This is a genomic window from uncultured Roseovarius sp., from assembly GCF_947489715.1.
In the GTDB taxonomy this organism is placed as follows: Bacteria; Pseudomonadota; Alphaproteobacteria; order Rhodobacterales; family Rhodobacteraceae; genus Roseovarius.
In genome coordinates this window covers 183,685-208,414 of the sequence record NZ_CANLER010000002.1, presented here as the reverse complement: position 1 = coordinate 208,414, position 24,730 = coordinate 183,685, and the positions used below count along the sequence as shown (strand labels likewise).

Below are 24,730 nucleotides of genomic sequence, written 5' to 3'. Positions count from 1 at the left end.
CGTCTCCCTTTTAGTTCAGAACGCCTTGAAGGTTAGCGTTGTCTCTGTCCGCTCGATCCCGTCTATGTCGAGCAGTTTTTCGTTGATGAAATGGCCCACATCTTCGGTCTCGGGCACGTAGAGCTTTAGCAGGAGGTCAAAGGGCCCGGATGTGGAATGCAACTCGGAATGGATTTCGCGCAACGCGATCTGTTCGGCGACGTGATATGACGTGCCCGGCTTGCAGCGGATATTGACGAAAACGCAACGCATCTAAAATCCTCCCGTGACTTCAGGCGCCATTAAGACCAAATTTGCAACGGAAGGAAAGGGCTTAGGCGGTCAGATGCCGCGCGCGCGCACCGCGTTCGATGGCGGCCGCGTGCAGCCGGTCGACATTAAGCTCATAGCGGATTTCTTCAAGGATGCGCAGCTCGGATTCGTCCAAAGTGCCATCAGCAGCCGCCACATCGCAAGCCAACGCGTAGGCCGTTTCAAACAGTCGCGCTGGCAGATTGTCGCGCACCAGTCCGAATAGTGCATCCAACCCGTCTTCGACGCTGAACAGGTCAAAAACGGTTTGTGACATCACCCGCATCCGATCAAGGTCATAGCCGGCAAAGACCGGTAGGTTGTTTACGGCAACCTCAATCTTGACCAGTTCGGAAATGCGGATGTTCTCATCCGAGGCAGAAACAGCGATCATCACCGCGACAAGGCAGTCCTGAGGTGTCAGGGGATGCTGGATTTGTTCGGTCATCGGATGTCCTTTGCAATGCGTTGTTGCGGTGCAGAATATTGACTGTCAGCCCGGTGAGCAATAGGAAGCGCACTAGCCTTGGCGCGACGAATGCGCCAGGAAAACCGGAGTATCCCGAATGTCTGATCTGCGTGACGCCGCAATGCAATCGAAAGCCTGGCCTTTTGAAGAAGCACGCCGCGTTCTCAAACGCTATCAGAAAGCGCCACCGGAAAAGGGATATGTCCTGTTTGAAACGGGTTATGGTCCGTCAGGCCTGCCGCATATCGGTACGTTTGGCGAGGTCGCGCGCACATCGATGATCAAGCGTGCGTTCGAATTGATTTCGGATATTCCGACAAGGTTGATCTGTTTCTCGGACGATTTGGATGGCATGCGCAAAGTGCCGGGCAATGTGCCCAATCCTGAAAAACTGCAACAATACCTGCAACTACCACTGACCAGCGTGCCAGATCCGTTCGAGACGCATGACAGCTTTGGCGACCATAACAATGCCATGCTGCGGCGGTTTCTGGACACGTTCGGGTTCGAATATGAGTTTATCAGCGCCACCGATTTCTACCGTTCAGGTCGGTTTGACGAGGTACTGTTGCGCGCTGCTGAGCGCTATGACGATATTATGACGGTTATGTTGAAAAGCCTGCGCGAAGAGCGCCAGCAGACGTATTCAATCTTCCTGCCAATTCATCCTGAAACCGGCAAAGTGCTTTATGTGCCAATGAAAGAGGTGAATGCCAAAGATGGCACCATAACCTTTGACGATGAAGACGGGCAGGAGATGACGCTGCCTGTTACTGGTGGCAATGTGAAATTGCAGTGGAAGCCTGATTTCGGCGCCCGGTGGGCGGCACTCGGTGTCGATTTCGAGATGTATGGCAAGGATCATTCGACCAATACGTCGATCTATGACCGCATCTGTGAAATCCTTGGTCAGAAGGCGCCCGAACATTTCACCTATGAGCTTTTTCTGGATGATCAGGGGCACAAGATTTCGAAATCATCCGGTAACGGTGTTTCGATCGACGAATGGTTGACCTATGCGGCGACTGAAAGCCTGTCCTATTTCATGTACCAAAAGCCCAAGACCGCCAAGCGGATGCACTTTGACGTGATCCCGAAGGCGGTGGATGAATATCATCAACAATTGCGCGCGTATCCGACACAGGAAGCCAAGGGACAGCTCAACAATCCCGTTTGGCATATTCACGGCGGGGATGTTCCCGAAAGCCGTATGGTCGTGCCATTCTCGATGCTGCTGAACCTTGCCTCTGTTGCCGGGGCTGAGGATAAGGACCAGTTGTGGGGGTTCATCCAGCGTTATGCGCCCGAGGCCAATCCGGAATCCAATCCCGACATGGATCACGCCGCTGGTTTTGCCGTGCGCTATTACAATGATTTTGTAAAACCCACGAAAACCTATCGCTTGCCAAGCGACTTGGAGCGTGAAGCGTTGAAAGATTTGCGGGCACAATTGGCAGATTGGGCTGGTGGGCTGGATGCGGAAGAACTTCAGGGGATCGTTTTTGCCTGTGGCCGCGAAAGGTTTGATCCGCTACGTGACTGGTTCAAGGCGCTGTATGAGGTGCTTCTGGGCGCAAGTCAGGGGCCGCGTTTCGGCGGATTTATTGCACTTTACGGGGTGGATGAAACGATCCAGTTGATCGACAACGCCTTAGCGGGCAAGTTGGTGGGGTAAAAGGCCGGTTGGTAAGAAAACACAATATGACCGTGGTTAACAATTCGTAAATCATAGTCCTATAGGCGCGTACAGAACTGCCGCCTGAACCGTTAAGCGAATTCCGCAATGCGGCGTTGAGTATAAAGAGTGGAGAATCGAGATGTCTAAATTGTCAAAAGTGACGCCGTTCCTGGGCTGTGCAGCTGTTTTGGTACTGGCAGGCTGTAGTGTTGATCCGGTTAAGTATGAAACGACCCCGGTCAAACTGTCTTCCCCGAAAGGTCCGGTGGTCTGCCAACTTTATACACACCGGCAGGTCATTTGGGATGAGGCGATTTCGATACCTCCGGGTATGACGATCGCTGAAGGTGACCAGATTTGCAAAAATGAAGGGCTGCGCAGGCTCAAGAAATAACAGCAGCTGTCTTCGTCAGTTCTGCGTCGACGTCACATATTTTCTTTGAGTCAGATCAAGTTGCTCCGCGTTGATTCATGAAAGGATCGACGTAGGAGGACAGGTATGAAGCATCTAAGATTTCTATGGATTTTAGCTGTTGTTGCGGCGTGCACGACAGTTTCGATGCCGGAAGCCCCTGAAGGTCAGGCGCTTTATGCAGATAACTGTGCGCAATGCCATGGCGCAACAGGCAAGGGGAATGGGCCTTGGGCTGCGTCGTATTCACCACCACCCGCGGATCTGACGCAATTGACAGAGGATGGGGTTTTCCCCAAGGCGCGGGTGCTATCGGTGATCGACGGTTATGACCGAACCGGATTGCCGGGTAGCGAGATGCCTGAATTTGGTTTGCTATTGCAAGGGGATACTGTGCCTCTGGATGTGGGCGATGGTGTGCTCACACCGACACCACGACCATTGGCAGCATTGCTTGCGTATCTTGAGAGCATTCAGCGTTAGCTGCCCCGGCGTAATTCCACAATGGATTTACCCAGTCGAAAGGGCGCCGCGAAACTCACCAAACAAAGCGCGATAATTTGCAATACGAGGATATGGGAATTGGCTTGCAAGAACTCCCACTCATCTTTCAGCTTGCCGACCTGTGCTACCAAATCGTTGTAACTTTGTGCGATGATCTGAAAATCTGCTGCAATGGCGGGATTGGTCCCGCGTAAGGCCTCCATCGCCGGGATCGTATCTTGGTCGAGCGGGGCGAAAGTTAAAAACTGTCCGGCATCAAAACTGTCTGCCTTCTCCACCATCGCTTGCACCTGGTCATCGCTTTCCATGCCGCGCACGATGAAGTTGAGCCCACTTAGCGGTGCGACCTCATCCGTTACGGCGATGAATAGGGGCAGTTCCGCGTTTTCTGCGGTTGACGCCGACAAGAAATCGACCTTGTCGCAGAGTGTCGAAATGTTTCCGGTCTGTAGATTTTCACAATAGGTCAAGCGAAAGCGGGCAGCATCCTTGTCGAAGGCGGATGTGGCGGCATAGGCGATGTCGATCTGGCGATCAATACGGCCGCTGTCGGCCTTGTAGATACCTGCCAAAACGGCCACCAACGCGCCGAACCCACCCAGCACGACCCAGATGAGGTCTGCCATCAGCCAGGCACGGTGACCTGCTGGTTTACGAAAAATAATTGCAGTGCCGATCAGGCCTGCCAGAAAGAACGCCATGAGCAGAGAAAATTGATTGTCAGCAACAAAGGTCACCCGGCGCCCTCCGGTTGCTGGCTGCAAATACCTCGGATATTCGCCTCTTCAGAAGGCAAGTAAACGGTTTCCGGTATGCTCAATTTCTGCATCGGGAAAGCTCCCTTCAACAATGCTTCAAGTCGTTTCGTACGGGCGGCGTTCGGGTCAAGCGTCGCGCAGCAAACATATTCTTCGACGATGCTGGCCTGTTGTTCATACGCATAGTCCAGAAAGTCAGTTTTTGTATTTATATCGTAGAGGTAGGGGTCTGCGCCGCCTTGATGCTCGCGCGCTGCACGTATTGGGCTGTAGCCGGTCGTCGCCCGGTTTTGCCATTGCCATACATGTGTAACTTCATGGGCAAATAGCATCGCGGTCAAAAGGTTCAATTCTTGTGGATAGTTTTCAAGGTAATCCTCAAGATACCAGTCGCGCGCATAGAAGACCTTGTTGTGGACGACCATTGCGACTGGACCAACCGTTACCATTTCTGTCTTCGGCTCTGGAAGTATCAGTTCGCGGCATGCAAGCCGGGGGCGCTTGGGACGCTGATATGTTACCGATCCAACTGGTGAACCATGGATCGCTCTGATGCGTGATGTGTCTATAGTGGGTCCATGTATCTGTGTCGCAAAGCTTTTTTCGGCCGGGGTCAAGGGCCGGCCACAAGCGGAGAGGGTCAGTAACAGAAGAAGCAACACACGCATGAGCACCACGTTAACAAGAGATGAAAGTGGGTGCGAGAGAGAATGCGAACTCGATCCCCAATCTGTGAATGGCCGATCAGGAAAAGAGTTTTGATGCCGCTATCTGCTGTGTAACTCCGCTAATATCTCTTCCGTATGCTGGCCACGCCTGGGTGGGGCGACGATTTCACCCGACTGCCCGTCAAAGCGTGGGGCCGGAGCGGGTTGCAAACGCCCATCAACTCTTTGCCAGACATCCCGCTCCGACATATGCATCTCTTGAGCGGCGTCCTCTGGGGAAAGAACGGGTGCGACACAGGCATCCGATCCATCAAAGAGATTGCGCCAGTGGGCAATGGGTTTTGACCCGATAATCTTTGCCATTGCTTCGGTTTGGTCCGGCCAAAGCGAGCGGTCAAATTGCTCAGAAAAACGCGGATCGTTATCCAATCCCATCAGGCTTAAAAACTCGGCATAGAATTTTGGCTCCAGACACTGAACGCTCAGAAAATGGCCATCAACGCAGGCATAACAGCGCGACCAATGCGGGCCGTCCAAGAGACTCTGGCCGCGTTGCATCTTCAGATTACCCGCGGGCTGCATCGCCATCAATAGGGTCATCATGTGGGCCGATCCGTCGACAATTGCAGCATCGACAACGGTGCCCTTGCCAGTGCGCGCCGCACTCAGCAGCCCGGCCAAAATGCCGGCCACCAGATAAAGCGCGCCGCCGCCGATATCACCCACAAGTGTTGCCGGCGCAATCGGTGGCGTACCCGGCAGGGACGTGTACCAAAGCGCGCCGGAGGTGGCGATGTAATTGTAATCATGTCCGGCCGTCGAGGCGCGTGGGCCGTCCTGGCCCCATCCCGTCATGCGGCCATAGACCAGTTTGGGATTGTCGGCGAGGCAGATTATGGGACCAAGCCCTAAACGTTCCATAACGCCTGGGCGAAAACCTTCGATCATCGCATCGGCAGAGTTGATCAATGCACGCGCCGCTGCCAGATCTTTGCCATCTTTGAGATCAAGCGTGACGGATTTCTTACCCCGGTCAAGTATACTGGGGTCGCCTGTAATTTCCGGAGCAGGGCCGGGACGATGAATAACGATCACCTCGGCGCCTAGATCGGCCAACAGCATTGCCGCAAAGGGACCGGGACCCAGCCCTTCAATCTCGATTATTCGTGTCCCCTGCAACATCATGAACCCTCCGATCTTTTGCCGAACTCTAGGATGGGCGCGGTTCGCGCGAAAGGGAGATCAGAAGCGGCGATGGGTATCTTTGTGCGCCAGATCGCGCAGTTTCTTTTGCCGTTCACGCAGAAATACGAAAATCCCCGAACCCAGCACAAGCGCGATACCGGCATTGATAATCATGTCTGGCAGGTCACCCCACATGTACCAGCCCCAGAAGACCGCAAGCGGCAATCCCAGATACTCGAACGGTGCGATCGTTGCAGCGTCCGCTTGCCGATAGGCTTGTGCCAATGTGTAACCTATGATTGCTGAATTCAGTCCAAGCCCAAAAAACAGGTAAAGATCTTGCCCCTTTGGCCAAACCCAGGCGCGCAGGAGAAAGATCAGACTTTCATTTTCTAACCCTTCTGCATAACGGCCATCGCCTGCAACGGCCCAGAATCCCAGGCTGACGATGATGAAGAGACCTTGCAAATAAGCCGCGAGCACCGATGCCTTTGTTGTGGCGCCCAATTTGCGGGTCAGAACCTGATTGATCGCGTAAGTCAGCGCGGCCAGGATCGGAAGCAGGTAAATCAAAAGTGACACTTCGCGCGCTTCGCCACTCTGCCAGGGACGGGTCATGATCAAGACTCCGATGAAGCCGACAACAACCGCCCCAAGGCGCAACGGGCCAACCTTTTCTCCCAGGATTGGAATGCTTAACAATGTGATCAGCAGCGGGCCGATAAAGAAAATCGCCGTTGCCTCGGCAAGCGACAATACTGCTAGAGCCGAAAAGAAGGTGAGGTTGGCCGTCACCAGCATCACACCGCGCAAAATATGCAGCCCGGGCGTTTTGGTGCGCAGTATTTGCCATCCACCCTCAAGCTGAACCAGTATCAGGCTGAAAAAAATCCCGATCATCGACCGGGTGAATACCATTTGGTGCAGGGGATACCCGCCCGACAACAGCTTGATCAACATGTCGTTGATGGAAATCGCCAGAATACCAATCAGAATGAATCCGATGCCCAATGCCGGGTTCTGAAGTCTTGTCTCTACCGTCATCGGGGTTCCTTTCCAGCGGGCACTACCACTTTTGTCTATAGCGGTCACGCCGGTTTGCGACTTTTCAGACTTTTGCTGGCGCAGTAGAATGACTGGAAAATCAGACGAAAGGGCTGTTCCATGAAGATGAGTGATGAACGAGACATCAAAGTGGATCGTGCAACCGTTTGGGCAGCACTTCTCAGTCCTGAAATGCTGAAGGAATGTGTGCCCGGCGCACAAGAGGTGAGCGGCACACCCGAAGATGGGTTCGAGGCCGTTGTGGTGCAGAAGGTCGGCCCGGTCAAAGCCACTTTCAAAGGGTCTGTCACTCTTTCTAACATGGTGGAAGGTGAAAGCCTGACCCTCAGTGGCGAAGGCAAAGGCGGTGCGGCGGGTTTTGCCAAGGGCGGTGCTGATGTCAGGTTAGAAGACAGCGAAACCGGCACACGCCTGATCTATGATGTTGAGGCCAAGGTTGGCGGTAAGCTGGCACAGTTGGGCAGCCGCATCGTGGATGGATTCGCCAAGAAAATGGCGGACCAGTTTTTTGCTCGTTTCGAGGAAGTGCTTGAAGGCCCCTCCGAGGAAGAAGGTGAACCTGAGGCGGAGAAGAAGGGCTGGCTCAAGCGCCTTATCAGCTGAAACTATGTGCATGGGCGCAGAGCCTTCTCTGCTCCAATCTGGCATTTTCACGGCTTCGTGAATGACATAGGGTCTCGCGGATCACGTGAAGGATGTCAAAATGCCCATTGTCGAAGTCAATGATTTGCGCAAGGTCTACAAAGGTGGCTTCGAGGCACTAAAAGGTGTCACGTTGAACATCGAAGAGGGCGAGATATTGGCGCTTCTCGGCCCCAATGGCGCGGGGAAAACAACCTTAATTTCTACCCTTTGCGGGATAACAACACCTAGTTCAGGGTCGGCAAGCGTGGGCGGATTTGATATCCAGACGGGTTTTCGCGGCGCCCGGCAACTGATCGGTCTGGTGCCACAGGAAGTGGCATTGGAACCATTTGAAAAAGTGCTGAACACTGTCCGATTTTCCAGGGGTCTCTTTGGTAAAAAACGCGACGATACTTTGATCGAACGTATCCTGCGGCAGCTTTCGCTTTGGGATAAAAAGGACAGCCGGATCATGGAATTGTCTGGCGGGATGAAGCGCCGCGTTCTGATTGCCAAGGCGCTCTGCCATGAACCAAGGGTGTTGTTTCTGGATGAGCCTACGGCGGGTGTTGACGTCGAGCTGCGCAAAGATATGTGGAAAATCGTCGAAGGGCTGAAGGCCGATGGCGTGACCATTATTCTGACAACGCACTACATCGAAGAGGCAGAGGCGATTGCTGACCGCGTCGGGGTGATCTCAAAAGGTGAATTGCTCCTGGTCGAGGAGAAGGCATCGCTGATGGCGCGTATGGGCAAAAAGACGCTGCGAATCGACCTTCAGGAACCGGTCAAAGCGGTACCAGACGCATTGTCAGATTATGATCTGGAACTGACCGCGGACGGGGCGAGTTTGAGTTACCACTATGACACCCGCGGCGAGGGGACCGGGATCACACGCTTGCTGCAAGCACTGGCGAAAGAGGGACTGTCGCTGCGCGATATTCAAACCACGCAAAGCAGCCTGGAAGAGATATTCGTTGGTCTTGTTCAGGAGGATGCAGCATGAATTTTCCTGCAATCAAGGCGATCTACATCTACGAGATGAAGCGGTTTTTCCGCACGCTGATGGAAAGCTTTCTGTCACCTGTCATTTCAACCTCGCTCTATTTTGTGGTTTTTGGGGCCGCCATCGGCAGCCGTATAGATCAGGTTGATGGGGTTACCTATGGTGCGTTTATCGTACCTGGGCTGATCATGCTTTCGGTCATGACACAATCTATCAGCAACGCATCGTTCGGAATCTACTTTCCGAAATTCATTGGGACGATTTTCGAGCTGCTCTCGGCTCCGGTGAATTTCCTTGAGATCGTGATGGGATATGTCGGCGCAGCGGCGACCAAGTCGCTCTTCATCGGTGTGGTCATCCTGATCACGGCCGAGTTTTTCGTCGATCTCGATATTCAGCACCCTTGGGCAATGATGGCGTTTCTGGTTCTTACTTGCCTGTCGTTTTCACTCTTTGGGTTCATTATCGGCATTTGGGCAAAGAACTTTCAGCAATTGCAATTGATCCCACTCTTGGTGATCACCCCATTGGTTTTCCTTGGTGGCTCATTCTATTCGATCTCGATGCTGCCGCCGGTCTGGCAAACGATCACTTTGTTCAACCCTGTAGTCTACCTGATTTCGGGTTTCCGCTGGTCATTCTTTGGCACCGCGGATGTGGCGATCGGGTTCAGCCTGCTGGCAATCGCCGTTTTCACCGGAATTTGCCTAGCCATCATCTGGTTCATTTTCAAGACGGGATACCGCATCAAGTCATGAAACATCCTTGATCTGGCGTGACTTATTTGCCCTTGGCTCATAACTTTTTAGGCAACTATGCATTTGCGTGCGACTTGTTGCCTTGTTTGTAGGGCACCGGCATTCTACATCGGGCTTCATGAAACGCTGGATCCCATTTGTAAAATCTGACCCCACAGTCGCCGTGATCCGTTTGTCCGGGTCCATTGGTGCTGGTAGCCGTGCGCAACTGAGCGAAGAAACGATGACGCCGGTGATCGAAAAGGCCTTCAAGCGCGGCAAGCCCGTGGCGGTGGCGTTGGTCATCAATTCGCCGGGTGGTTCGCCCGTTCAATCTTCGCTGATCGCGGCTCGCATTCGGCGCCTGGCCGAGGAAAAAGCCATCCCGGTGCATGCCTTTGTCGAAGACGTTGCAGCCTCTGGCGGCTATTGGCTGGCGACTGCGGCAGATGATATTTGGGTTGATCCCGGATCGGTCGTGGGATCCATTGGTGTGATTGCAGCCGGGTTTGGTGCGCCGGTTTTTCTGGCCCGTCAAGGTCTTGAGAGACGGGTTCATACATCGGTCAAATCCAAAAGCATGCTGGACCCGTTCCAGCCTGAAAAGCCCGAGGATGTTGCCCGCCTGAAGAACATTCTGGAGCAGTTGCACGATGCCTTCACCGATCATGTGAAGGCACGGCGCGGAGATCGCCTGACCGACAAGCAGGATCTGTTCACCGGCGAATTCTGGTTGGGTCGCCGCGCGATAGAACTGGGTCTGGTGGACGGTATTGGCCATCTGGTACCCAAGCTGAAAGAGCTTTACGGCGACAAGGTGCAATTTGCCAATTACGGTCGCAAGCGTGGTTTGTTGCAACGTTTCGGGTCGACCATGGCGCAAGACGCCATCGCGGCAATCGAAGAACGCGCCGACTACGCGCGGTTCGGGCTCTGACGTGATCATAAAGATTGTCATACTCTTTCTCGTGGCCATGGGCGTACTGGCGATGTTCGGAAAGCTGCGTTTTCCCGGGCAGCAAAAACTGGCGTCTGCGAAATGCCCTAAATGCGGGCGGTTTCGTATTGGAAAGGGTCCCTGTGCCTGCCAGAAAGGGGCGCGTAAATGATCCCTTGGTTGCTTGCTGGCCTGGGCCTCGTGATCCTGCTCTTAGCAGGGGACGCGCTGGTCAAGGGAGCGGTCAACCTCAGCCTTCGGGTGGGCATTCCAGCCCTGATCGTCAGCCTGACAATCGTGGCCTTTGGCACCTCCGCCCCTGAGTTGCTGATTTCGATCAATGCTGTTCTGGAAGATAAACCGGGCCTCGCGCTTGGTAATGTGATTGGTTCGAACACTGCAAATGTCTTGCTGGTCCTGGGGGTGCCTGCATTGCTGGCCAGCCTGCATACAAGCGGTTGCAAATGCCGCAAGACCTATTCCTTCATGATGGCAGCAACGCTGCTTTTCATTGCTCTCGCCTTCACTGGTGAGTTCACCTTTATTTCGGGTCTGATCCTGTTGACCGCCTTGGCCTTCGTGCTTGGTGACGCGTTCCGGGATGCGAACCGGCATCGCCGCGAAATGGCAGCGATGGCGTTGGCCGATGCCGAAGAGGGTGAAGATGTCGAAGGTGCTGATCCTGATATGCCCTGGTGGCAGATCATTGTCTTTCTGATCCTTGGCCTGATCGGTCTGCCCTTGGGGGCCGATCTTCTGGTTGATAACGCGTCGATCATCGCGCGGCGCTATGGTGTCAGTGACGCGGTCATCGGCTTGACCTTGGTTGCCGTCGGCACTTCGCTGCCAGAGCTTGCAACCACGGTCATGGCGGCACTCAGACGTCAAGCCGATGTGGCGTTGGGGAATGTTATCGGTTCGAACATGTTCAACCTGCTGGCTATTATCGGCATCACGTCGCTTGTTGGGCACATACCTGTAGATCCGCAATTCTTGCAATTTGATCTTTGGGTGATGCTCGGTGCTTCTTTGATGTTGATCCCGTTTGTCATTTTCAAACAAGATATCGGACGAACCTGGGGGATCGCTCTGACCGGGTTATATTTGGTCTATATCACCTATGTGCTGATCTGAACGGAGGTGCGCGATGACGCGGGCATTGGTTACCGGCGCAGGCAAACGGTTGGGCCGCGCCATGGCGATAGATCTGGCTCGACGCGGGCATGACGTGGCCGTACATTACGCAACGTCTGGCGCTGCGGCGCAGGACGTTGTGGCCGAGATCAAGGCGATGGGTCGCAAAGCCGTGGCGCTCGAAGCTGATCTGTTGGATGACGCTCAAGTCGCCACGCTTGTACCGCGTGCCGCCCAAGCACTGGGCGGTTCGCTGACCACGCTGATCAATAACGCCTCGATCTTCGAATATGACACACTTTCCACTGCCACCCGCACCAGCTGGGACCGGCATATGGAAAGCAACCTTCGCGTGCCGTTCGTCCTGACGCAGGCAATGGCTGCGGATGTGCCGGACCCTACGCTGGATGACGCGGGAGAGCCTGTGGCTCAGGGTCTTATCATCAATATGATTGACCAGCGTGTGCGCAAGCTGACGCCCGAATTCATGACGTATACCCTGGCAAAGACAGGCCTCTGGACCCTGACTCAGACGGCGGCGCAGGCGCTTGCCCCCCGTGTGCGTGTCAATGCGATCGGCCCGGGCCCCACATTGCAGGGCCATCGTCAAAGCGACAGCCATTTCCAACGGCAGCGGCAGGCTACGATCCTGCAACGCGGCGCAAATGAAAGCGATATCATTGCCGCCATGGGATACCTGCTGGACGCGCCATCTGTGACGGGGCAATTGATCTGTACCGATGGCGGACAGCACTTGGGATGGCAGACACCTGATGTGCTGGGTGTTGAGTGAATCTTTGCCTCAACCCTGAGTTTTGCACCTGTGACACACAATTTAACTTCTTGTTACAAAAGATTTAATGTTTTCAATATTTTGGCGTTTCAGAAGATTTTTAATGTTATAAATCAAAGAGTTGAAAAAGTGCCTAAAAAATAGGCAAATCAAGGAAGTGAGCAATAAATAACGAAAATTTCCTGATCACGGAAAGTTATCTTCAGACTTATCCACATGAACCGTGGAAAGGTTTCCTCTTGCCCCTCCCGCGATATGGTTGCAGCCAAAGCAGAGAATCATACCCGAAAGAATATGGTAGACACAGCACAGCAAAATTCGCCGAAAACCGGTCATGATGTAATCCAGTCCTACCTCAGGACATTGGACGCTTCTCCGGGTGTGTATCGCATGCTCGATGCGCAGGCGCGGGTGCTGTACGTGGGCAAGGCCCGCAACCTGAAGGCACGTGTTTCCAGTTATGCGCGGCCCACCGGGCATACTGGACGGATCGCCCGCATGATCTCGCAAACCGCGTCGATGATGTTCCTTACGACCAAGACGGAAACCGAAGCGCTGTTGCTGGAGCAGAATCTGATCAAACAGCTCAAGCCGCATTTCAACGTGCTGCTGCGCGATGACAAAAGTTTTCCGAATATTCTGGTGACCAAGGCGCATGACTTTCCGATGATCAAGAAACATCGGGGCGCCAAAAAGGAAAAAGGCGCGTATTACGGGCCATTTGCAGGGGCGGGGGCCGTCAATCGCACCCTGGCCCAATTGCAGCGAGTATTCCTGTTGCGCAATTGCAGCGATGCGATGTTCGAAAGCCGTACGCGACCGTGTCTGCAATACCAGATCAAACGCTGCACCGCGCCCTGTGTCGGCCATATCTCGAAGGCTGAATATGCGGCCTCCGTGTCTGATGCAGAACGTTATCTCTCTGGTAGGTCGACGGAAATTCAGGCGAAGCTGGCTGCACAAATGGCCGAGGCCTCCGAGGCGCTGGAGTTTGAACGCGCTGCCACCCTGCGTGATCGGATCAAGGCGCTGACCCAGGTGCAGACCAATCAGGGTATCAACCCGCGCACAGTGACCGAGGCCGATATCGTGGCGCTGCATCTGGAAAACGGCCAGGCCTGCGTCCAGGTGTTCTTTATCCGGGCGGGACAGAACTGGGGCAACCGCGATTTCTATCCGCGTGTTGGCGCAGATGTCGAGGAGGCCGAGGTGTTGGAGGCATTCGTCGGCCAGTTTTACGATACCAAAGAGCCGCCCCGTCAGGTGATCCTGTCGCATCCCATTGAAAATGCCGACCTGATGCAGGACGCGCTAAGTGGTAAACTGGGTCGCAAGGTCGCAATTCTTGTGCCCAAACGCGGCGAAAAAGCTGAGCTGGTGGATGGGGCCGCACGCAACGCGCGCGAAAGCCTTGGACGCAAGATGGCCGAAACCGCGACCCAGGCCAGGCTCCTGAAAGGATTGGCAGAAGCCTTCGATCTGGAAGGTCCGCCACAGCGTATCGAGGTCTACGATAACAGCCATATTCAGGGCACGAATGCGGTGGGCGCTATGATCGTCGCAGGCCCTGAGGGGTTGATGAAGAACAGCTATCGCAAGTTCAACATCCGAGGTGACGATCTGACACCGGGTGACGATTTCGGGATGATGAAGGAAGTACTGAGCCGACGGTTCAAACGGCTGCTCAAGGAAGATCCCGAGCGGGATCAGGGGCATTGGCCTGATCTGCTGTTGATTGATGGCGGTGCAGGGCAGGTAAGCGCCGTGGCCAGCATCATGCGTGAAATGGGGGTTGAGGGTATCCCGATGGTTGGCGTGGCCAAAGGGGTGGACCGGGATCACGGCAAGGAAGAGTTTCACCGAACTGGCAAGCGTCCAATGGCACTGCAGCGAAATGATCCGGTTCTGTATTTTATTCAACGACTTAGGGACGAAGCGCATCGCTTTGCCATCGGGACACACCGGGCGAAACGCGCCAAATCCGCGATTGCCAATCCACTGGATGAGGTGCCTGGCGTGGGGGCTGCGCGAAAGCGCGCTTTGCTGGCGCATTTCGGGTCGGCCAAGGCGGTCAGCCGTGCCAATCTGTCGGATCTCAAGGCAGTTGACGGTGTGTCCGAGGCGTTGGCGCAGAAGGTTTATGATTTCTTTCATGAAAAAGGCTGAACCGGCGATGCTTTCCCTTACGCAAAGATGCGGGTAGAACCGATTCATGACATTGACGATCCCGAATATCCTTACGGTTTTCAGGCTTCTTGCGGCGCCGGGCGTTGCCGTGATGTTTCTATATTTTACAAGACCTTACGCCGATTGGTTTGCCTTGTTGCTGTTCGTCGGAGCGGCAATCACCGACTGGTTCGACGGCCATCTGGCGCGCAGTTGGAAGCAAGAGACCAAGCTGGGGGCGATGCTGGATCCGATTGCCGATAAGGCAATGGTGGTGATCGCGTTGATGGTGATCGTGGGGTATTCCAGCTATTCGCCTTGGTTGGTGTTGCCGGCGACGGTGATTCTGTTTCGGGAAGTTTTTGTCTCGGGGTTGCGGGAATATTTGGGCGATACCGCGGGCACGTTGAAGGTGACCCAACTTGCGAAATGGAAAACCACCGCGCAAATGATTGCAATCGCTGTACTTTTTTCCCAAGGCGTGTTCGAACATTACTTTGGAATGTCGGTCTTTGGCATGGATGAGACGATGGTAATCGACATTCTGGAAGGCCGGGAAGAAGATGTGCTGGGCCTGAAATGGAAACTGAGCGGCATGGAATGGGCCGGGTTTATCGGGCTTTGGCTGCTTTGGATCGCGGCTGCGCTGACATTCATTACGGGCTTTGATTACTTCAATAAATCAATACCTTACCTGAAGGATGAGCGCTGATGGACGTGCTTTATTTCGCCTGGGTTCGGGAACGGATCGGACATCCCAAGGAAAAAATTGACACGAATCCCGCCACGGTGATGGCGCTTGTTAACGAATTGCGCGCCCGCGAGCCGCGCTACGCGGCGGCATTCGCCGATCTGAGCGCGTTGCGGGTGGCCATTGATCAGGAGCTGAGCGATTTCGATGCCCCCCTGAAAAACGCCCGCGAAGTTGCCTTTTTCCCTCCAATGACAGGGGGTTAGCACATGGATATCCGGGTGCAGAAAGACCCGTTTGACCTTGGTGTTGAGGCCAACGCCTTTGCCGAACGTCAACAGGGTATGGGAGCGGTCGTCACGTTTACCGGTGTGGTCCGCGATCTGGGTGAGGGCGATTTGCACGCGATGGAAATCGAGCATTATCCCGGCATGACGGAAAAGGCGCTGAAAAAGATCGCTGACGAGGCGTTAAGCCGTTGGAATTTAGGGGATATTCTGATCATCCATCGGCACGGCACGCTGAAAGCGCAGGATATGATCATGATGGTCGCTACCGCGTCACGCCACCGGGTTGATGCCTTTCAAGCCGCTGAATTCCTTATGGATTTCCTGAAATCCCGTGCGCCGTTCTGGAAAAAAGAGGTCTCGGACAAGGATGCCGATTGGGTCGCCGCGCGGGACGAGGATGAAGACGCGCTGAAACGCTGGTGACTTTCGTACACTCCGTACGGTCCGTACGCGTGTTCCGTACGTAAATCGGGGTGATCCGCGCATCTTGCGTACGTCCCGTACGTTCTGGATGGAAATGACGTGAGGTTGCGATTGATCACCACGGGGCGGCACATGATGCTGGCGACTAACTTCGAATGAATGAGGATACGTGTATGAGTGACGTGGTTCAGGCCTATATCGACAATCTGCAAGCCAAGGCGGAAGGTCAGATCAGGGGTACGGCAAAACTGGTGATCACCGGCGAAGGCAGCGTGATGCTGGACGAGGCAGGTGCCCGCGCGGGCGATGATGACGCGGATGTGGTGCTGATCGCCAGCGATGCGGTTTTTCGCGATATCCTGTCGGGAGAGCAAAACCCGGTCATGGCCTATATGTCGGGCAAGCTGAAGGTCGAGGGGAACGCGCAGCGGGCGCTGAAGGTCAGCAGCATTCTGACGGGCTGACTGCCGGGAAAGCACGCATTTAGGTAGCGTCATGACGGCAGGAATTGGCACGTGCGGGGGCGTGCGATCTTGCCACGGCGGCTTTCGTGCCCCATATCCGCGAGCATGACCGAAAATAGCACGCTTTCCCCCCTGACCTCTCGTGACCGTGTGGCCAATTTTGTCGATCGGCCTGCGGTGCAGAATTTCATCCTTGGTGTGATCCTGTTCAATGCCGTCATTCTGGGGCTTGAGACCTCGGACGTGGTGATGGCGCGCGCCGGGTCGCTGATCCTGCTGCTGGATGCGATCTGTCTGGGCGTTTTCGTCATCGAGATCGCGCTGAAGCTATATGCGCGGGGCTTCGCATTTTTCCGGCGCGGCTGGAGCATCTTCGACTTCGTGATTGTCGCCATTTCGCTGGTGCCTTCGGCGCAGGGTCTGAGCGTGCTGAGGGCCTTGCGTATTCTGCGGCTGCTGCGCGTTGTGTCGGTCGCACCGTCACTGCGGCGGGTGGTTGAGGGGCTGGTCAATGCCCTGCCCGGCATGGGGTCTGTCTTCCTGCTGATGGGGGTGATTTTCTACATCGGCGCGGTGATGGCGACCAAACTTTTCGGCGCCAGTTTCCCGGAATGGTTCGGTACGCTGGGGCGGTCGGGCTATTCGCTTTTCCAGATAATGACGCTGGAAAGCTGGTCGATGGGGATCGTGCGCCCGGTGATGGAGGTCTATCCCTACGCCTGGATGTTCTTTGTGCCCTTCATCATGATCACGACCTTTGCGGTGGTGAACCTGCTTGTGGGTTTGATCGTGAACTCGATGCAGGACGCGCATCACGAGGAGAATAACGAGCGCACCGATACCTACCGCGATGAGGTTCTGAACCGGCTGGGTGAAATCGAAGCGTTGATCAAGTCAAGGAACGATGCCGGCAAAGGGTAGCCCCCGGCGCGCTTGTACCGGGTCGGCCTGTATTAGGCGAAAACTGGCGCGCTCATTTTGAAAAACCCTGTTTTCATGGTAATAAAAGAGACTTTTTAGTTACTTTTTTTATTATCAAAGGGGTATTTTCATGTTTTCCGTCAGAGCTTTGGCCGCCATTGCGGTATTCGCAATCACCAGCCCGCCCGCTGTCGCAGCGCCGCTTTCACCCGGCGGTGTCATCTTTCCGACCGGCACTTCGGTTGCTGCCGATCCGGACCAGGCCGGGGTTATCGTCAACGACAACCTCATCGACGCAGCCTTTGGCGCAGGCTTCTTTCAGGCCACCTATAGGGTGCAGAACCGCGTGGTTCTGTCGAACACCCTCAATACCCTGAGTTTCCGCCCGCGCATTCGCGACCCTTTCAACAGCGGGGGGTTTTCGGAGCGGTTTGATATTGTTGCCTTTTCGCTTACCGGATTTGCGGGTTTCAACCTGCTTGACGTGGATTTTCTGACCGACGCGCAGGGCGACAAGGGGCCAACCTCGGTGTCCCGCTCGGCCGATGGCGATCTGTTGACCTTCCGGTATGGTGATCCGCTGCATAACGACTTTCTCAATCCGCCGGGGGTGCGGGACGAATCCCTGTTTCCGGCGATCAAGACCAATGCCACGCGGTTCAAGAACAAGGGCACGATGACCCTTTTCGGGCGCCGGTCTGACGCGGACCCGAATGATCCGTTGATAAGCCTCACGATCACCGGGCTGGCGACACCCGTGGTACCGCTTCCGGCCAGCGTGTTTCTGCTTTTGGCCGGTATTGCTGGTCTGGGGGCGCTGGGCCGCAAACGGTCCTAGGCGCGCGAATAATTGCGCAGGTTCCGGGTCGTCCGGGGGCGGTGAAATGGGCAAATATGGGGTATCACCTGACTTGAGAGGATACCCCATGCAGATCAGATACACCGCCATGCCGACCGAGATTGCCCGTGCCTATCAGACGGGAGCGCCCGATGCTTATGGCAATCCGCCTGAACGGCAGATCGCCGATGATGGCGGCTATCAGTGCCGTCATTGCCTGACGATCATTCCGCCCGGTGACGAGATGCTATTGGTCGCCTATCGCCCGTTCGAGGCGCTGGATGCCTATGCCGAAACCGGCCCGGTTTTCGTTTGTGCCAAGGCATGTGAGGGCTTTGGAACCCGAGCGGAAACACCGGCGACCTTGCAGGCAAGCCCTGATTTCCTGCTCAAGGGATACGGGGCCAATGACCGGATCGTCTATGGCACCGGGGCGGTGACAGAGGCCGCGGATGTCGCCAACCGCGCCGCCGAGGTTTTTGCCAATCCAGATGTGGCCTATATCCATGTCCGGTCGTCGCGCAATAATTGCTATCAGGCGCGCATAGATCGCGGATAAGGGACCGGTTGGCCCGTCGTTCAATGGCTGCGGGTCAGTTCCAGGAACACATCCTGCAAATCCGCCTGTTCGGTTTTCACGTCACGGATGCGGATACCCGCGGTGCGCACGGCCTCCAGCACGGCGTCGGCGGGGGTCTGGGCGGATTGATAGGTGATCGCCAGCGCGCCGTCGGGGCGGGTGGTCACCTCAAGCCCCTCGGCTTCCGGCAGGGCGGTCACGGGTTTGTCGGGGTGGATGATCATGGTGCGGGTATCGAGCCGGCCCAGCAGGTTGGCGGTGCTATCGCGGGCGACCAGCGCGCCGCGGTTGATGATGGCGATCTCGTCGCACATCTCTTCGGCCTCTTCCAGGTAATGCGTGGTCAGGATGATGGTCATGCCCTGCGCGTTGAGCTTGCGGATGTTTTCCCACAGCATCTGGCGCAGTTCGATATCGACGCCCGCCGTGGGTTCATCCAGCACCAGGATATGCGGCATATGCACCAGCGCCTTGCCCAGCAAAAGCCGCCGCCGCATGCCACCCGACAGGGTGCGAGCATAGGCGTTGGCCTTGTCCGACAGGCCGACCATCGCCAGAATATCATCGCTGCGGCGCTGGGATTTCGGTACGCCGTAAAGCCCGGCCTGTACCTCCAGCGCGCCGCGCGGGGTGAAGAAGGGATCAAGGTTCAGTTCCTGCGGCATCACCCCGATCGAGGCGCGCGACTGGCGCGGGTTCACATCCTGATCGAACCCCCAGATCGTGACCTGACCGGCGGATTTGATCACCAGACCGGCAAGGATGTTGATCAGCGTGGATTTGCCCGCGCCATTGGGCCCCAGCAGGCCAAAGACCGATCCGCGCGGGATATCCAGGTCAATCCCCTTCAGCGCCAGCTTTTCGGGGCTGCCCCGGCGACCGCCATAGGTTTTCACCAGCCCGCGTATTTCGATGGCGTTCAAGCCCATGCTCCTCTTGCCCCTGCCCAATGGATCGCTCATAGTCGCACCTAGTTCAAGTGCAGCCAAAAGGAAACGCCCCGATGACGACCGAGGCCCCCGAGATCAGGATTGTGGACAGTTACCGCGTCAGCTGTGATGGCGGCGAAGGGGCGCTGGGCCATCCGCGTGTCTGGTTGCAGATCCCGCTGGATAGTGGCTGGGTCGAATGCCCCTATTGCGACTGCAAGATGGTGCACAAGGAATTCGAAGGCAAAGTCTGATCGGATTTGGCGTTCGGGGCGCGCGACGCCGCGCACCCACCCGGCAGGGCCTGATTACCGAAGCTCGTCCAGCCGTTCAATCAATGCCACCGTGGCCTTGACCCGATCCGCATTCGGATAATTCCGGTTGGCCAGCACGACCACACCGATATCCTGCTCCGGCAACATCGCAACATAGGCTCCGAACCCAAAGGTCGAGCCGGTCTTGTTGACGAAAATATTCGGCTGCGGCGGTTCGGGCCGGTCGAACCGGGTGACCGGTTGGCCTTCCAGTGCCATCTTGCTGGAATTGCCATCCAGCAAGGTATCCAGATCGGCAGGCCAGCGGTACTGCTCCCAGATCATCGCCTGGGTGTAATAATCGGTTCTGGTCTGGCCCTGTTGCGTCAGCGCTATGGCGTCGCGCGCCTCGGGGGTGATGTCGACCTTGCCAAGCTGGATATCGAGATAGCGCAGCATGTCATTGGCAGATGATTTCGCGCCATAGGCGGCGGCATCGAAAACCCCCGGATTCACGCGAATTTCGCTACCGTCCTTGCGCGAGGTGCCAAAGGCGTAATTGGGCATGGCGGCATCCGGCACGGTGATCCAGGTGTTTTCCAGACCCAGCATCGGAAAGAGCGTTCCCTCTGCCGCCTCGGCATAACTGCTGCCCAGAGCAGCGGCCGTGACCCGGCCCAGCAGGCCGACGCTGATGTTGGAATAGCTGCGCATCGGGATAGGGCTGTCATCCGGTTGCCATTCTTTCAGCCAGTCGATCAGTGCGTCTTCGGTGGTGATCGCACCCGGCACCTGAAGCGGCAGGCCAGTGGTGGTGTGTGTGGCCAGATCCATGATTGTGATCTGGTCAAAGGCACTGCCGTCAAGCTGTGGTTCGGCATCGGTCACGGGGCGATAAAGATCAAGTTGGCCGCGCCCATGCGCCAGCGCGGCAAGCGTCGCGGTAAAGGTCTTGCTGATTGACCCAAGTTCAAAAAGCGTGTCTGCGGTAACCGGGGTGCCCATGCTGCGCGAGGCCATGCCGTGGGTGTAGATGTGGTGCTGACCGCCCATTGTCACACCGATCACCATGCCGGGAATATCGTGCTCGGCGATCACGTCGCCAAAGGCATCTTGCGCGATTTCCTTGAATGCCTGATCGGTTTGGGCCAGCGCAGGCAGGGCCAGGCAAAGGCTGACGGTGGAAATACGTAAGGACTTGAAGATGCTCATGTTTTCTCCTGCGTTAGTCGTTATCTAAACCGTGGCCTGTTCTGCAGGACTGTAGGTAGGACGCTGTGCGCAGGCACACAAGCGCGCGGTTTCCGGTCGGCCAAAAGCCGCTTTTTCAGGATCACGAAGGGTTGATTTCTGCCTCTGGACATGGCCGCGCCGGGGCGTCAACGTGGCGCGGAAGTTTATCGCGATTTACCGAGGTTTTCGTTGCCCATGCCGGATCAGCCGCCGCCAAAGACAACCCGCCGCAGCCTGCTGCGTCTGGCCGGGTTCGGGGCGGTGGTGGCAGCGGCCTATGGCGGTACGGCGTTGTTGCGGCGGCTGACCGAGCCGGGGTTGCAGTTTGAACCCGTCGCCGGCGTGCCGGGGTTTCGCCGCATCGCGGGCGGGCCAATCTCGGGCGGGGCGACGGCCTTTGTCGGAATTGGCAGCAGTTCGGATGAGGGCAGCACCGCGCAAACCATCAGCGACGGGGCGCTATGCGGCGCGCTGTTCGATCCGGGCGATGATCAGCCCCGTGATCCGGCGCATGTGCAGATCGCCTATTTCACCGATTATCGCTGCTTTTACTGTCGTCAGGTCAGCCCGATGCTGGCGCAGATGGCGCAGGGAGGCGGGGTTCAGGTCACCTGGCATGACCTGCCGCTGCTGGGGCAGATTTCAAGCGTTGCGGCACGGGCCGCGGTGGCCGCACGGGCGCAAGGGGCCTATGACGCGTTTCACGAGCGTCTGATGGGGACGCCGGTGGTGCCCACGCCGCCCTATCTGCGGCAATTGTCCGAAGAGGTCGGGATTGATCCGGCGCGGCTGTTGCGCGACATGACCGCACGCAAGACCGAGCGCCAGTTGCAGCGTACCGCCGCGCTGGCCCGCCGGTTCGGGTTCATCGGTACGCCCGCGCTGGTGGTGGGCCGCACGGCGGTTCTGGGTGGGGTCGACCGCCGGATGGTTGAACGTCTGGTCCGGGCCGAGCGCGCGATGACAGATCCCGGCCCGTGTTCAGGCTGAGCCTTCAGGACATTCTACGGGTGCAGGGGGTATCGGGTTGGTCAGGGTTTCAGCTCGACCCGCGTCTTTTCACCTGACCAGCCGTCGACCGAACACTTGGCGCGCACGAACACCTCGCGGGTGCCATCGGGAAATACCACGCCGCTGAGCGCACGGGTGAAGGGCTGTTCATTGACATGCGGGTGCATGAGTTCGCGATGGGCCAGCCGGTTGCCGTTGGCATCCAGAACTTCCCAGCCATCGGCATAGTGATCCCATCCGGTATCGCCATGTTCAAGGGTCACATCGACGCGCCAGACCATGCCGATCTTCTTGATCGTGACGTCAATGATTGTGGGTCCGTCTGCCCAGGCAGCGGGCGCCATCAGGCAACCGAAAAGTAGGAGTGAGAGTTTTTTCATGGCCCCATTTAACCAGGCTGCGTCAGAAATTCGAGTCACGACTGTGTGTCACTGTTGTTACACTCGGGCCACAGCAATATCTCTTTCGAGCGTGACGCGAATTCGCGCCGGAAGAGCACCAGGCAGGTCATCGCCGTGGCCGCGATCAGTGCGCCCGCACCCAGCAGCCAGGCGCAAGCGGCCAGCGCAAAATAGACCGAGCGCAGCCCTCGATTGAAGCTACGCGAGGCGGTAATGTTGATCTCACCCGCCTTTTGCGCGCGTATCGGCGCCTTTGGGTCGGACGGGTCATTGGGCACCGCGCCCATCAAGACGGCACAATAGCCAAACAGGCGGTTGGACCAGACGAATTTGAAAAAGGCGTTGGCCAGAAAGCTGAGGATCACCAGCACTTTCAGCTCCCACACGATGCTGGGGTCGCTTTCCAGCGTCAGGTCCTGGGCGATGCCCATCAACTGGTCGGTATTGCCCAGCAAGGCAAGGCATCCACCGATCGCGATCATCGCGGCAGAGGCGAAAAACGAGGTTGCCTGCCGGATCATCGACAGGATCTGCGCGTCAAAAACGCGCGGCTCGCGGGTGACCATGTGCACCATCCATTCGCGCCGGTAATCGGCCATCAGGGTGGTGACAGATTTCATGTTTTTGAAATCGTTTTCAATGATATAGCCGATTACGATTGATCCGATGACCAACAGGGCCAGCGCGGTGATGTCCAATGTGGTAAAGTGTGAAAGTCGTTCTGTCAGATCCATGTATCACGCATATCGTGCCGAGGTTTGACTTGCCAGTGGGATAAATTGGTTATAAAACTTTACCAATTAAGGGAATTGCCAGATGGAAATGCCAAAACCGGATCCAAAGATCATGGCCCGCAAGGCCGAATTGATCTCGTGTTTGCAGGCGGTTCTGCCTGCGGATGCGATTATTTCCGAGCCGAGCGAGACTCGGGTTTATGAATGCGACGCGCTGACCGCCTATAAATGCCCGCCGCTGCTGGCGGTGCTGCCTGCGTCCACCCAAGAGGTGTCGGACGTGCTGCGCATCTGCCATGACATGGGCGTGCCGGTGGTGCCGCGTGGTTCGGGCACGTCGCTGGCGGGCGGCGCGCTGCCCACGGCGGATAGCGTCATCCTGGGGGTCGCGCGCCTGAACGAGGTGCTGGAGACCGATTACGACAACCGCTTTATCCGGGTCCAGTCTGGCCGTACCAACCTGAGTGTGACCGGCGCGGTCGAAACCGAAGGGTTTTTCTATGCCCCCGACCCGTCGAGCCAGCTGGCATGTGCCATCGCGGGCAATATCGCGATGAATTCCGGCGGCGCGCATTGCCTGAAATACGGCGTGACCACCAACAACCTGATGGGGGTCACCATGGTGCTGATGGATGGTACCGTGACCGAAATCGGCGGCGCGTTCCTGGATGCCGAAGGGCTGGACTTGCTGGGCCTGATCTGCGGCTCCGAGGGCCAGCTTGGCGTGGTGACCGAGGCGACCTTGCGCATCCTGCGCCAGCCCGAAGGCGCGCGGCCCGTCCTGATCGGGTTCGACGATATCGTTGTGGCGGGGGCCTGCGTGGCCGATATCATCAAGGCGGGCGTGCTGCCGGTGGCGATCGAGTTCATGGACCGTCCCTGCATTCGCGCGACCGAGGCCTTTGCCGGGGCGGGCTACCCGGATTGCGAGGCGCTGCTGATCGTCGAGGTTGAAGGCAGCGATGCCGAGATCGATGAACAGCTGGAAACCATCATGCAGATCGCCCGCAGCCATAACCCGGTCGAACTGCGCGAAAGCAATTCGGCCGAGGAAAGCGCGAAAATATGGCTGGGCCGCAAATCGGCCTTTGGCGCGATGGGCCAGATCAATGATTACATGTGCCTTGATGGCACGATCCCGGTCAGCCAGTTGCCCTATGTGCTGAAACGCATCGGCGAGATGAGCAAGGAATATGGACTGGATGTGGGTAATGTGTTCCACGCGGGCGATGGCAACATGCACCCGCTCATTCTGTTTGACGCCAACAAGCCCGGTGATTTGGAACTCTGCGAAGCCTTCGGTGCCGACATCCTGCGGCTTTGTGTCGAGGTCGGCGGCTGCCTGACCGGTGAACATGGTGTGGGCATTGAAAAACGTGATCTGATGCATGACCAGTACGCGCCGGGCGATTTGGATATCCAGATGGCCGTGAAGGATGTTTTTGATCCCAAATGGTTGCTCAACCCGGCCAAGGTATTTCCACTGGCCGCCTCTGACACCCGCCGGATTGCAGCGGAATAGGGACGTTGCCCC

Annotated in this window: 30 protein-coding genes; 20 read left to right on the top strand and 10 right to left on the bottom strand. The window is 56.6% G+C overall.

Annotated elements, in window-relative coordinates:
• Positions 1-15: 15 nt before the first annotated feature.
• Both Q1B27_RS06670 and Q1B27_RS06665 read right to left on the bottom strand, forming a co-directional pair.
• The gene (locus Q1B27_RS06670; RefSeq protein ID WP_299845535.1) at positions 16-252 is read right to left on the bottom strand and encodes an Lrp/AsnC ligand binding domain-containing protein; all 237 of its coding nucleotides are present in this window, start codon (positions 250-252) and stop codon (positions 16-18) included.
• A 61-nt stretch (positions 253-313) separates the two neighbouring features.
• Positions 314-739, bottom strand: coding sequence for a tellurite resistance TerB family protein (locus tag Q1B27_RS06665; protein WP_299845532.1), 426 nt, complete (start codon positions 737-739; stop codon positions 314-316).
• Positions 740-857: 118 nt separating this feature from the next.
• On the opposite strand from Q1B27_RS06665, the gene Q1B27_RS06660 reads away from it, so the two are divergent.
• The 3 genes from Q1B27_RS06660 (at position 858) to Q1B27_RS06650 (ending at position 3,333) form a co-directional block, all read left to right on the top strand.
• A complete protein-coding gene (locus Q1B27_RS06660) occupies positions 858-2,435 on the top strand; it encodes a lysine--tRNA ligase (protein WP_299845529.1) in 1,578 nt (525 codons plus the stop codon).
• Positions 2,436-2,577: 142 nt separating this feature from the next.
• Complete coding sequence (locus Q1B27_RS06655) at positions 2,578-2,832, top strand: hypothetical protein (RefSeq protein ID WP_299845526.1); 255 nt, start codon at positions 2,578-2,580, stop codon at positions 2,830-2,832.
• 105 nt (positions 2,833-2,937) lie between these two features.
• Positions 2,938-3,333: a cytochrome c gene (locus tag Q1B27_RS06650; protein ID WP_299845524.1), complete on the top strand. Its 396-nt coding sequence runs from the start codon at positions 2,938-2,940 to the stop codon at positions 3,331-3,333.
• Here the strand turns inward: Q1B27_RS06650 and Q1B27_RS06645 are convergent.
• From Q1B27_RS06645 to Q1B27_RS06630, 4 genes are all read right to left on the bottom strand, one after another.
• Positions 3,330-4,091 carry a hypothetical protein gene (locus Q1B27_RS06645; protein WP_299845521.1) on the bottom strand — a complete coding sequence of 254 codons (762 nt, stop codon included), beginning with the start codon at positions 4,089-4,091 and terminating at the stop codon, positions 3,330-3,332. The two genes, Q1B27_RS06650 and Q1B27_RS06645, sit on opposite strands and share 4 nt — an antisense overlap.
• Complete coding sequence (locus Q1B27_RS06640) at positions 4,088-4,561, bottom strand: hypothetical protein (RefSeq protein WP_367181340.1); 474 nt, start codon at positions 4,559-4,561, stop codon at positions 4,088-4,090. The genes Q1B27_RS06645 and Q1B27_RS06640 overlap by 4 nt, the downstream gene beginning before the upstream one ends.
• Before the next feature lie 318 nt (positions 4,562-4,879).
• Positions 4,880-5,962, bottom strand: a complete 1,083-nt coding sequence (locus Q1B27_RS06635) for a CaiB/BaiF CoA-transferase family protein (protein ID WP_299845515.1) — start codon at positions 5,960-5,962, stop codon at positions 4,880-4,882.
• A 60-nt stretch (positions 5,963-6,022) separates the two neighbouring features.
• Positions 6,023-7,009 carry a DMT family transporter gene (locus Q1B27_RS06630; protein WP_299845512.1) on the bottom strand — a complete coding sequence of 329 codons (987 nt, stop codon included), beginning with the start codon at positions 7,007-7,009 and terminating at the stop codon, positions 6,023-6,025.
• A gap of 120 nt (positions 7,010-7,129) precedes the next feature.
• Here Q1B27_RS06630 and Q1B27_RS06625 point away from each other — a divergent pair, with 120 nt between their 5' ends.
• The 14 genes from Q1B27_RS06625 (at position 7,130) to Q1B27_RS06560 (ending at position 18,613) form a co-directional block, all read left to right on the top strand.
• On the top strand, positions 7,130-7,633 hold the full coding sequence (locus tag Q1B27_RS06625) for a CoxG family protein (protein WP_299845509.1): 504 nt from the start codon (positions 7,130-7,132) through the stop codon (positions 7,631-7,633).
• 100 nt (positions 7,634-7,733) lie between these two features.
• Positions 7,734-8,660 (top strand): ABC transporter ATP-binding protein, encoded by a 927-nt coding sequence (locus Q1B27_RS06620; RefSeq protein ID WP_299845506.1) that lies wholly within the window; start codon positions 7,734-7,736, stop codon positions 8,658-8,660.
• Positions 8,657-9,418 carry an ABC transporter permease gene (locus Q1B27_RS06615; RefSeq protein ID WP_299845503.1) on the top strand — a complete coding sequence of 254 codons (762 nt, stop codon included), beginning with the start codon at positions 8,657-8,659 and terminating at the stop codon, positions 9,416-9,418. The genes Q1B27_RS06620 and Q1B27_RS06615 overlap by 4 nt, the downstream gene beginning before the upstream one ends.
• A 118-nt stretch (positions 9,419-9,536) precedes the next feature.
• Positions 9,537-10,334: a S49 family peptidase gene (locus tag Q1B27_RS06610; RefSeq protein WP_299845500.1), complete on the top strand. Its 798-nt coding sequence runs from the start codon at positions 9,537-9,539 to the stop codon at positions 10,332-10,334.
• A 168-nt stretch (positions 10,335-10,502) separates the two neighbouring features.
• Positions 10,503-11,468 (top strand): calcium/sodium antiporter, encoded by a 966-nt coding sequence (locus Q1B27_RS06605; protein ID WP_299845497.1) that lies wholly within the window; start codon positions 10,503-10,505, stop codon positions 11,466-11,468.
• 13 nt (positions 11,469-11,481) lie between these two features.
• Positions 11,482-12,261, top strand: coding sequence for an SDR family oxidoreductase (locus Q1B27_RS06600; protein WP_299845494.1), 780 nt, complete (start codon positions 11,482-11,484; stop codon positions 12,259-12,261).
• A 294-nt stretch (positions 12,262-12,555) separates the two neighbouring features.
• A complete protein-coding gene (uvrC, locus tag Q1B27_RS06595; protein ID WP_299845491.1) occupies positions 12,556-14,427 on the top strand; it encodes an excinuclease ABC subunit UvrC in 1,872 nt (623 codons plus the stop codon).
• A gap of 46 nt (positions 14,428-14,473) precedes the next feature.
• Positions 14,474-15,139, top strand: a complete 666-nt coding sequence (gene pgsA / locus Q1B27_RS06590) for a CDP-diacylglycerol--glycerol-3-phosphate 3-phosphatidyltransferase (RefSeq protein WP_299845488.1) — start codon at positions 14,474-14,476, stop codon at positions 15,137-15,139.
• Positions 15,139-15,384, top strand: coding sequence for a molybdopterin converting factor subunit 1 (gene moaD, locus Q1B27_RS06585; protein ID WP_299845485.1), 246 nt, complete (start codon positions 15,139-15,141; stop codon positions 15,382-15,384). Before pgsA ends, moaD begins: the two co-directional genes overlap by 1 nt.
• 3 nt (positions 15,385-15,387) lie before the next feature.
• The gene (locus Q1B27_RS06580) at positions 15,388-15,831 is read left to right on the top strand and encodes a molybdenum cofactor biosynthesis protein MoaE (protein WP_299845482.1); all 444 of its coding nucleotides are present in this window, start codon (positions 15,388-15,390) and stop codon (positions 15,829-15,831) included.
• A gap of 173 nt (positions 15,832-16,004) precedes the next feature.
• Positions 16,005-16,295 (top strand): SCP2 sterol-binding domain-containing protein, encoded by a 291-nt coding sequence (locus Q1B27_RS06575; RefSeq protein WP_299845479.1) that lies wholly within the window; start codon positions 16,005-16,007, stop codon positions 16,293-16,295.
• Positions 16,296-16,427: 132 nt separating this feature from the next.
• The gene (locus Q1B27_RS06570; RefSeq protein WP_299846817.1) at positions 16,428-17,216 is read left to right on the top strand and encodes an ion transporter; all 789 of its coding nucleotides are present in this window, start codon (positions 16,428-16,430) and stop codon (positions 17,214-17,216) included.
• Between the two features lie 130 nt (positions 17,217-17,346).
• The gene (locus Q1B27_RS06565) at positions 17,347-18,054 is read left to right on the top strand and encodes a VPLPA-CTERM sorting domain-containing protein (RefSeq protein WP_299845476.1); all 708 of its coding nucleotides are present in this window, start codon (positions 17,347-17,349) and stop codon (positions 18,052-18,054) included.
• An 88-nt stretch (positions 18,055-18,142) separates the two neighbouring features.
• Entirely contained in the window at positions 18,143-18,613 is a 471-nt protein-coding gene (locus tag Q1B27_RS06560; RefSeq protein WP_299845473.1) for a DUF1203 domain-containing protein, read from the top strand.
• Positions 18,614-18,633: 20 nt separating this feature from the next.
• Here the strand turns inward: Q1B27_RS06560 and Q1B27_RS06555 are convergent, their stop codons facing one another.
• Entirely contained in the window at positions 18,634-19,563 is a 930-nt protein-coding gene (locus Q1B27_RS06555) for an ABC transporter ATP-binding protein (protein WP_299846815.1), read from the bottom strand.
• 74 nt (positions 19,564-19,637) lie between these two features.
• Between Q1B27_RS06555 and Q1B27_RS06550 the strand changes: the two genes are divergently transcribed.
• Positions 19,638-19,817 (top strand): zinc-finger domain-containing protein, encoded by a 180-nt coding sequence (locus Q1B27_RS06550; RefSeq protein WP_299845471.1) that lies wholly within the window; start codon positions 19,638-19,640, stop codon positions 19,815-19,817.
• A 54-nt stretch (positions 19,818-19,871) separates the two neighbouring features.
• Here Q1B27_RS06550 and ampC read toward each other — a convergent pair whose 3' ends face one another.
• On the bottom strand, positions 19,872-21,029 hold the full coding sequence (gene ampC, locus Q1B27_RS06545; RefSeq protein ID WP_299845468.1) for a class C beta-lactamase: 1,158 nt from the start codon (positions 21,027-21,029) through the stop codon (positions 19,872-19,874).
• Positions 21,030-21,245: 216 nt separating this feature from the next.
• On the opposite strand from ampC, the gene Q1B27_RS06540 reads away from it, so the two are divergent.
• Positions 21,246-22,040 carry a DsbA family protein gene (locus Q1B27_RS06540; RefSeq protein WP_299845466.1) on the top strand — a complete coding sequence of 265 codons (795 nt, stop codon included), beginning with the start codon at positions 21,246-21,248 and terminating at the stop codon, positions 22,038-22,040.
• Between the two features lie 41 nt (positions 22,041-22,081).
• On the opposite strand, the gene Q1B27_RS06535 is transcribed toward Q1B27_RS06540, so the two are convergent.
• Both Q1B27_RS06535 and Q1B27_RS06530 read right to left on the bottom strand, forming a co-directional pair.
• Positions 22,082-22,441, bottom strand: coding sequence for a hypothetical protein (locus Q1B27_RS06535; RefSeq protein WP_299845463.1), 360 nt, complete (start codon positions 22,439-22,441; stop codon positions 22,082-22,084).
• A 35-nt stretch (positions 22,442-22,476) separates the two neighbouring features.
• Positions 22,477-23,196 carry a DUF599 domain-containing protein gene (locus Q1B27_RS06530; RefSeq protein ID WP_299845460.1) on the bottom strand — a complete coding sequence of 240 codons (720 nt, stop codon included), beginning with the start codon at positions 23,194-23,196 and terminating at the stop codon, positions 22,477-22,479.
• Between the two features lie 82 nt (positions 23,197-23,278).
• Here Q1B27_RS06530 and Q1B27_RS06525 point away from each other — a divergent pair, with 82 nt between their 5' ends.
• Positions 23,279-24,718: an FAD-linked oxidase C-terminal domain-containing protein gene (locus tag Q1B27_RS06525; protein WP_299845457.1), complete on the top strand. Its 1,440-nt coding sequence runs from the start codon at positions 23,279-23,281 to the stop codon at positions 24,716-24,718.
• Positions 24,719-24,730 lie beyond the last annotated feature (12 nt).

Excerpts from the sequence above, each read along its gene's own strand:
- Q1B27_RS06670 (WP_299845535.1), bottom strand. The coding sequence starts at position 252 with ATGCGTTGCGTTTTCGTCAATATCCGCTGCAAGCCGGGCACGTCATAT.
- Q1B27_RS06665 (WP_299845532.1), bottom strand. The coding sequence starts at position 739 with ATGACCGAACAAATCCAGCATCCCCTGACACCTCAGGACTGCCTTGTC.
- Q1B27_RS06660 (WP_299845529.1), top strand. The coding sequence starts at position 858 with ATGTCTGATCTGCGTGACGCCGCAATGCAATCGAAAGCCTGGCCTTTT.
- Q1B27_RS06655 (WP_299845526.1), top strand. The coding sequence starts at position 2,578 with ATGTCTAAATTGTCAAAAGTGACGCCGTTCCTGGGCTGTGCAGCTGTT.
- Q1B27_RS06650 (WP_299845524.1), top strand. The coding sequence starts at position 2,938 with ATGAAGCATCTAAGATTTCTATGGATTTTAGCTGTTGTTGCGGCGTGC.
- Q1B27_RS06640 (WP_367181340.1), bottom strand. The coding sequence starts at position 4,561 with ATGGTAACGGTTGGTCCAGTCGCAATGGTCGTCCACAACAAGGTCTTC.
- Q1B27_RS06635 (WP_299845515.1), bottom strand. The coding sequence starts at position 5,962 with ATGTTGCAGGGGACACGAATAATCGAGATTGAAGGGCTGGGTCCCGGT.
- Q1B27_RS06630 (WP_299845512.1), bottom strand. The coding sequence starts at position 7,009 with ATGACGGTAGAGACAAGACTTCAGAACCCGGCATTGGGCATCGGATTC.
- Q1B27_RS06625 (WP_299845509.1), top strand. The coding sequence starts at position 7,130 with ATGAAGATGAGTGATGAACGAGACATCAAAGTGGATCGTGCAACCGTT.
- Q1B27_RS06620 (WP_299845506.1), top strand. The coding sequence starts at position 7,734 with ATGCCCATTGTCGAAGTCAATGATTTGCGCAAGGTCTACAAAGGTGGC.
- Q1B27_RS06615 (WP_299845503.1), top strand. The coding sequence starts at position 8,657 with ATGAATTTTCCTGCAATCAAGGCGATCTACATCTACGAGATGAAGCGG.
- Q1B27_RS06610 (WP_299845500.1), top strand. The coding sequence starts at position 9,537 with ATGAAACGCTGGATCCCATTTGTAAAATCTGACCCCACAGTCGCCGTG.
- Q1B27_RS06605 (WP_299845497.1), top strand. The coding sequence starts at position 10,503 with ATGATCCCTTGGTTGCTTGCTGGCCTGGGCCTCGTGATCCTGCTCTTA.
- Q1B27_RS06600 (WP_299845494.1), top strand. The coding sequence starts at position 11,482 with ATGACGCGGGCATTGGTTACCGGCGCAGGCAAACGGTTGGGCCGCGCC.
- uvrC (WP_299845491.1), top strand. The coding sequence starts at position 12,556 with ATGGTAGACACAGCACAGCAAAATTCGCCGAAAACCGGTCATGATGTA.
- pgsA (WP_299845488.1), top strand. The coding sequence starts at position 14,474 with ATGACATTGACGATCCCGAATATCCTTACGGTTTTCAGGCTTCTTGCG.
- moaD (WP_299845485.1), top strand. The coding sequence starts at position 15,139 with ATGGACGTGCTTTATTTCGCCTGGGTTCGGGAACGGATCGGACATCCC.
- Q1B27_RS06580 (WP_299845482.1), top strand. The coding sequence starts at position 15,388 with ATGGATATCCGGGTGCAGAAAGACCCGTTTGACCTTGGTGTTGAGGCC.
- Q1B27_RS06575 (WP_299845479.1), top strand. The coding sequence starts at position 16,005 with ATGAGTGACGTGGTTCAGGCCTATATCGACAATCTGCAAGCCAAGGCG.
- Q1B27_RS06565 (WP_299845476.1), top strand. The coding sequence starts at position 17,347 with ATGTTTTCCGTCAGAGCTTTGGCCGCCATTGCGGTATTCGCAATCACC.
- Q1B27_RS06560 (WP_299845473.1), top strand. The coding sequence starts at position 18,143 with ATGCAGATCAGATACACCGCCATGCCGACCGAGATTGCCCGTGCCTAT.
- Q1B27_RS06555 (WP_299846815.1), bottom strand. The coding sequence starts at position 19,563 with ATGGGCTTGAACGCCATCGAAATACGCGGGCTGGTGAAAACCTATGGC.
- Q1B27_RS06550 (WP_299845471.1), top strand. The coding sequence starts at position 19,638 with ATGACGACCGAGGCCCCCGAGATCAGGATTGTGGACAGTTACCGCGTC.
- ampC (WP_299845468.1), bottom strand. The coding sequence starts at position 21,029 with ATGAGCATCTTCAAGTCCTTACGTATTTCCACCGTCAGCCTTTGCCTG.
- Q1B27_RS06540 (WP_299845466.1), top strand. The coding sequence starts at position 21,246 with ATGCCGGATCAGCCGCCGCCAAAGACAACCCGCCGCAGCCTGCTGCGT.
- Q1B27_RS06535 (WP_299845463.1), bottom strand. The coding sequence starts at position 22,441 with ATGAAAAAACTCTCACTCCTACTTTTCGGTTGCCTGATGGCGCCCGCT.
- Q1B27_RS06530 (WP_299845460.1), bottom strand. The coding sequence starts at position 23,196 with ATGGATCTGACAGAACGACTTTCACACTTTACCACATTGGACATCACC.
- Q1B27_RS06525 (WP_299845457.1), top strand. The coding sequence starts at position 23,279 with ATGGAAATGCCAAAACCGGATCCAAAGATCATGGCCCGCAAGGCCGAA.